The sequence below is a fragment of the Acetivibrio mesophilus genome, from assembly GCF_004102745.1.
In the GTDB taxonomy this organism is placed as follows: domain Bacteria; phylum Bacillota; class Clostridia; order Acetivibrionales; family Acetivibrionaceae; genus Hungateiclostridium; species Hungateiclostridium mesophilum.
Genome location: NZ_RLII01000058.1, coordinates 1 through 5,176, shown reverse-complemented (window position 1 = coordinate 5,176; position 5,176 = coordinate 1). Strand labels below are relative to the sequence as shown.

Annotated in this window: 3 protein-coding genes; all 3 read left to right on the top strand. The window is 34.9% G+C overall.

Annotation, left to right across the window (positions count from 1 at the left end):
* Nucleotides 1–148 precede the first annotated feature (148 nt).
* The 3 genes from EFD62_RS17005 to EFD62_RS16995 all read left to right on the top strand — a co-directional run bounded on the left by EFD62_RS17005 (nucleotide 149) and on the right by EFD62_RS16995 (nucleotide 4,686).
* Nucleotides 149–646: a hypothetical protein gene (locus EFD62_RS17005; protein ID WP_069194485.1), complete on the top strand. Its 498-nt coding sequence runs from the start codon at nucleotides 149–151 to the stop codon at nucleotides 644–646.
* 342 nt (nucleotides 647–988) lie between these two features.
* A complete protein-coding gene (locus EFD62_RS17000) occupies nucleotides 989–1,798 on the top strand; it encodes a copper amine oxidase N-terminal domain-containing protein (protein ID WP_069196307.1) in 810 nt (269 codons plus the stop codon).
* Between the two features lie 173 nt (nucleotides 1,799–1,971).
* Nucleotides 1,972–4,686 (top strand): hypothetical protein, encoded by a 2,715-nt coding sequence (locus tag EFD62_RS16995; protein ID WP_128706560.1) that lies wholly within the window; start codon nucleotides 1,972–1,974, stop codon nucleotides 4,684–4,686.
* Nucleotides 4,687–5,176: the final 490 nt, after the last annotated feature.

Sequence of the window (5,176 nt, the reverse complement as noted above, 5' to 3'; positions counted from 1 at the left end):
TGTTTGTGGTGAACTCAATTATATCAGAAAAAAGGGGGTCATTGTTTTTTTATATCAAAAAACTTTGAAACCGTTGATAAATAGCATATTCAATATATAACTAGTGTAATTTACTTTACACTAACTATACCTTCAAGGGGGATTATCAATGAAAACCGGAAAAAAAGTTGTTTGGATACTTGTATCTATTTGCTTTATTTCAATAATTGCATTAGTAATTATTTATATGAACAGTAGTCCGCCAGTAGAAGGGTGGAAGGATTTTAAGAAAAACTCTATGAGTAACTATTCATTTGTTGATGATGTGAACTTAGACAGGATTACACCTGTAAGTTTTCGTATTAACTATACTTTAAACAGAAAAGCAACTCAAGAAGAAATAGACAGCGTATTTTCTTGGACGACAAAATATATACAGTCGGAAAAGGTATTTAACGATTTAAAAAAATACCATGCTGAAAGATATAAGTATAGTTTTTATAGATTAAGAATTGTTTTTACATACATAGATAATAATGAACATTTTAAATGTAGTATTTTTTCTTCGTCTGAGACAAGTGGTGAGCCCAATTATATAGACTTTAAAACATGGTATATTGAATATAATGGCAAAACTTCAGAATTATATAATCCAATATTAGAGTAATTTTGGGATATAAGGAAGGTTGATCATGGAAACTATATAGTAATTAGAGTATATGCAAGCTTTAAAGGGCTGATGAAACCATATGCCCGGGAGGAAGTAAGAGATATGAAGAAATGGCTAAAGAAGGTTTGGGTAAATGGGCAGGAACATATTATTCTGATGAAAAAAGTCTCCTAACATAAACATAAAAATGTGATTGGGCGCTCTCACGTGAGCTATTGGGGCGGTCAGTTACAAATAGTGATGTTATGAATGTATATATACGTATAGGTGAGGGGAGTTAAGTATATGCTTAATGCTTTTATGAGAGCAAGGACTATAATAAAAACTGGAGGTTTAATAATGAAAAGACTAGTAGTATCAATGTTAACAGTATTTGTATTAACCATTCTTTTAACAAATGTGAGCCACGCAATTAATATACCGCTTCGCGTAGTTGTAGATGGCGAAGAGGTGAATTTTCCGGATGCGCAACCATTCATTGATGCAAACGGTAGAACACAGACACCGTCAAGGTTTATTGGTGAAGCCATAGGAGCAACAGTAACTTGGGATGGAAATGCGAAAAAGGCAGTATTCAAAATGGGTGGAACAACACTAGAGCTGTTTATTGGGAAAAAGGAATATCAGTTGGATGGGCAAAAAAAGCAAATGGACACAGAGGCATTGTTGATAGACGGAAGAACATTTGTACCGGCCCGCTATGTGGCAGAAGCATTTGGTGCAACTGTTAGGTGGAAAGAGGAAATTAAAACAGTGTATATTGATACAGATGACGTAGGCAAAGTGGTAGATGAAGGTGATACAAGGGAAGTAGCTGGATTTATTGTGCCAAAGAATATAGATTTAGCGGTTGCTGGTTCAAGGGAGGGTTCAAACTATGAAGCAACGTTTACAATAGCATTTTTAAGAAAAGATGTTGAGAAGCAGAAAGATGATATGGAAAAAATATTATTACAAAGGCTTAGTGAAGATACAGTAAAAGAAATTATGGGGCTTGTAAGGACAAAGGTAAAGGATACGGATGTTATTGAAGAAAGATATTTTTATGACAAAAAGACAGGTCAATATATGTATATGCCTAAATCTTGGCCAATTAGAGGATCTACAATTACCCTATATATATATATAAAAGGATACAAACCTTATTAGGACGTGAAAGTAAATTTATAAAGAAGCGAACGGTATCTTTTACTTATAAAGGTGACTGATACCGGTTTGCCTTTTAGGCTGTGAGCATATCTAACGCCTCGTTGAAACACTCAGATGTAAGAAAAATTTTCTTTGAGCTATGCGTTATAAAATTTTAAGGGGGGTAAAATCTGATGAAAAAAATATTATACTGCATAATATCATTGTGTATTTTAGCACCTCATTTGTTGATGAATACATATGCAATAAGTTATAAGAGTGCAAAGGAAGCAATAGGTGATGCTAATGATTTTATATTAAGAAAAATGGGTTATGAGAATTACTATTCATTACAAATAAATGGCATGAGTATAAATGATAAGCTTGCCCAATGCGGTTCGGATACATTCTCGGATAGACCCGTATTTGTATATGGTGATAGTGTAGAAGCAAGCAAGGAAACGACAACAAAAGGAAGAGATATAGTAAAAAAAGTTGATGATAAGGACGAATATCGTGCATTGGGATATGCAATAGATGGTTCGGTTTTCCCAAATCCTGTTTTTCCATATGATAATGAAGGGCATGCTGCGAAGGATAAGATGTGGGTTAAGGAACCATGGGATGGTGGAAATGTTAAGTATCTACATAGTGAAGATGGGGAGATTATAGAAAGAACACTATCAGATAATGTTCTTGACTATATAAAAAAATGGATCAAAGTTAACGGATTTAGACCTAATGATGCTGAACTTTATGTGGGCAAGAGAAACTACTTCGTAGAAAATGCAGTTGATGTACCGGAAGCATTAAAGGACAATTTTGAAGACTTTCTGTATATAATACAACCTCCGACAGAACATGCATGGGGGTTAGGCATAGCATTTTACTACTGGAACGGATATAACAACCTCAACTATAAGTCGTTTCTCATAGAGCCATTTGATATGGTTGACAATGATTTGGATGTTAGTTTCTATAAGATACCCGGAAGCTCGACAGAAGGCGATAGAGTATTGGTGGGGATAAAAGTCAAATCATACTTCGATACAGACCTGGAAGAAGTTGACTTTAAATGGAATATTGCTACGAAAAATGGTGATGTCAAAAATATCCCGTTGAATGCGGAGATATACAAACTTGAATTTGCCGGTTCATCAAAGGAGCAAAGCGGCACTATAAATATATCAGCAGAAGATAAGGAAGTGTGTTTATATGCTGAGTTTACAATGCCTGACAGTGATGTGTATATAGAGTTTGCAATTAATGAAGACGGGAAAAAGCCTTTGGAAAGTGATACGGAAAATAATATTGTTTCTACAGTAGTTAAAGCTGAAAAGCCTATAAATTCGGCGGTCAAGAAATTTGATTTGCCATATTATGCTTTGTCTAGAGATATAAGCTATCCATTGGCTGATGAGGGTATTAAATTTAGTTTAAATAAGACAAGTGGTGCTTGGTGGAGTGGAGAGGCCAAAGTAGATGCTCTGAATGTTAATGTGGATACAAAATTATTGCACAATCATCAGGTTGGAAGTGAAACTGTTGAGGATAATGGAGACGAAGTAACTGTAAGTCTGCCAAAAGTAAAAGCTAAAATTGAGAGAAGTGACTTTGGAGATGATCCAGAAAAGAAAAACTGGCTAGTTAGCGAAAAGATTACTAATACAGTAACAAAAACTCCGAACACGACCTATTATGTTTCTGTATCGAAAAAGTATGAATATACAACGAAATGTAATAAACATGAAAATTGTGAAATGGAAGGTTGTACAGGTTATAGAGACGAAACGGGCTATGCAAGCAGCAGTCGAAGTGGAAATGCGCCGATAGAAATAAACACATATGTATACAACGGTAAAAAGGATTTGAACCAAAAGAAGTTTGAAAATAAAATAAGTAATAATTATGACACAGATTTAAAAGCAAGAATGCTGTGGACAAACAATCCTATTAAATTCAACGTAATACGCTATATGTGCGATCTAGATGTAAATGAAAATCCAACAGTATGGAAATCAGTGCCTGGCAAATACGAAAGGCAATTTGTGCATCAGTGCAGTGCTGATGTCGACTGGGATGTAACCAGCTCAATGGCTCAGGATTACAGACAAGCCCGGGATGCAGCTAGCAGAATGAAATACGACAGCTCACTTTACGACAAGGCTGTATTTGCCACAGACATAAGCATGAAGGATTACGACTATCCGATAAAATCAGGCTACTACTTTAATCCGACAGGTACATATACATTTGAAGTCACAACTGTTAACTACAAGAATAACCAGGATGACACAAAAGAGCATAAAGAGCTTGTGAATGCACTAATCAACTCCCTCAGATATGAATCAAATCTGGTATATATTGATGCTAACAACCAGGCTGTAAATATTGCAAATGGGTCCTATACAGACCCTGGAGTATTGACCGCAAAAAACAACAAGGGTATAGGCGGCGAAGAACTGATAACTGTATTAGACAGAAGCAAAGACTCTAGTCGCTACAAAAAGGTAGTGGAGGAGATAGTGCATAATTCCAAAATGGTGGATGATGAAAATGAAAACGGAAGTCACGACTATTGGAAAATGTCTATGGAAGGTTATTCTTTGTCCGGTAGCTTGGACAGTTATAATAAGTATAAATACCGCGAGTATGTTGCAGGGGGAAATGTATTTAAAATAACTGAGACGACAAAGGTTACAATTATAATAAACAAAGATAATAAAAAGTTTTACACTCACCCCAAAATGGCTGATGGAGAATACTATATCACAGTTAGACTTTCTGACATAAACTTAAATGGAATGTCTGATGTGGACTACAAATCAATAAAAGATGCATTAAAGGGTATAGTTTTAGATAGCATCAAGATCACTGTAAAAGGCTCAATATATGATGACATAAGCTGATTGTTGTAAAGTAAGAGTGTCGAGCATGGGTCCTTTACATTTTGTCTTATTGTTTTTTAACAACTCAATTATACCAAGAATGAAGGTCTTGTGCTATTTTGTTGCCGATTATTATTCAATATTATGGTGTGGAGCTATTTTTGCGATAAGAACAGCTGATAACAAAGAGTATTCAGAGGTTGTTATACATGCATTTGGGTTTTTCAGCCCTATGGTTTAAAATGTAGCTGCAAAAAAGCGGCGGAAAATTTTAAAAAATTCCAAAGATTTGTATTGACAACTTGAGAAAAATAGTTTAACATTGATATAAGTATACTAATATCAAGAAGACTATGAAGGGAATAAAATGTACTTGATTGTTATAGAGAGTCGGGGTTGGTGAAAGCCGATACATTAGAGTACATATATAGCTCATCCCGGAGTTTTGATCCTGAAATAAAAGTAGGGGTTGACGTTAACTACGTTATAGTTTAGTACAAATAGTACTTAA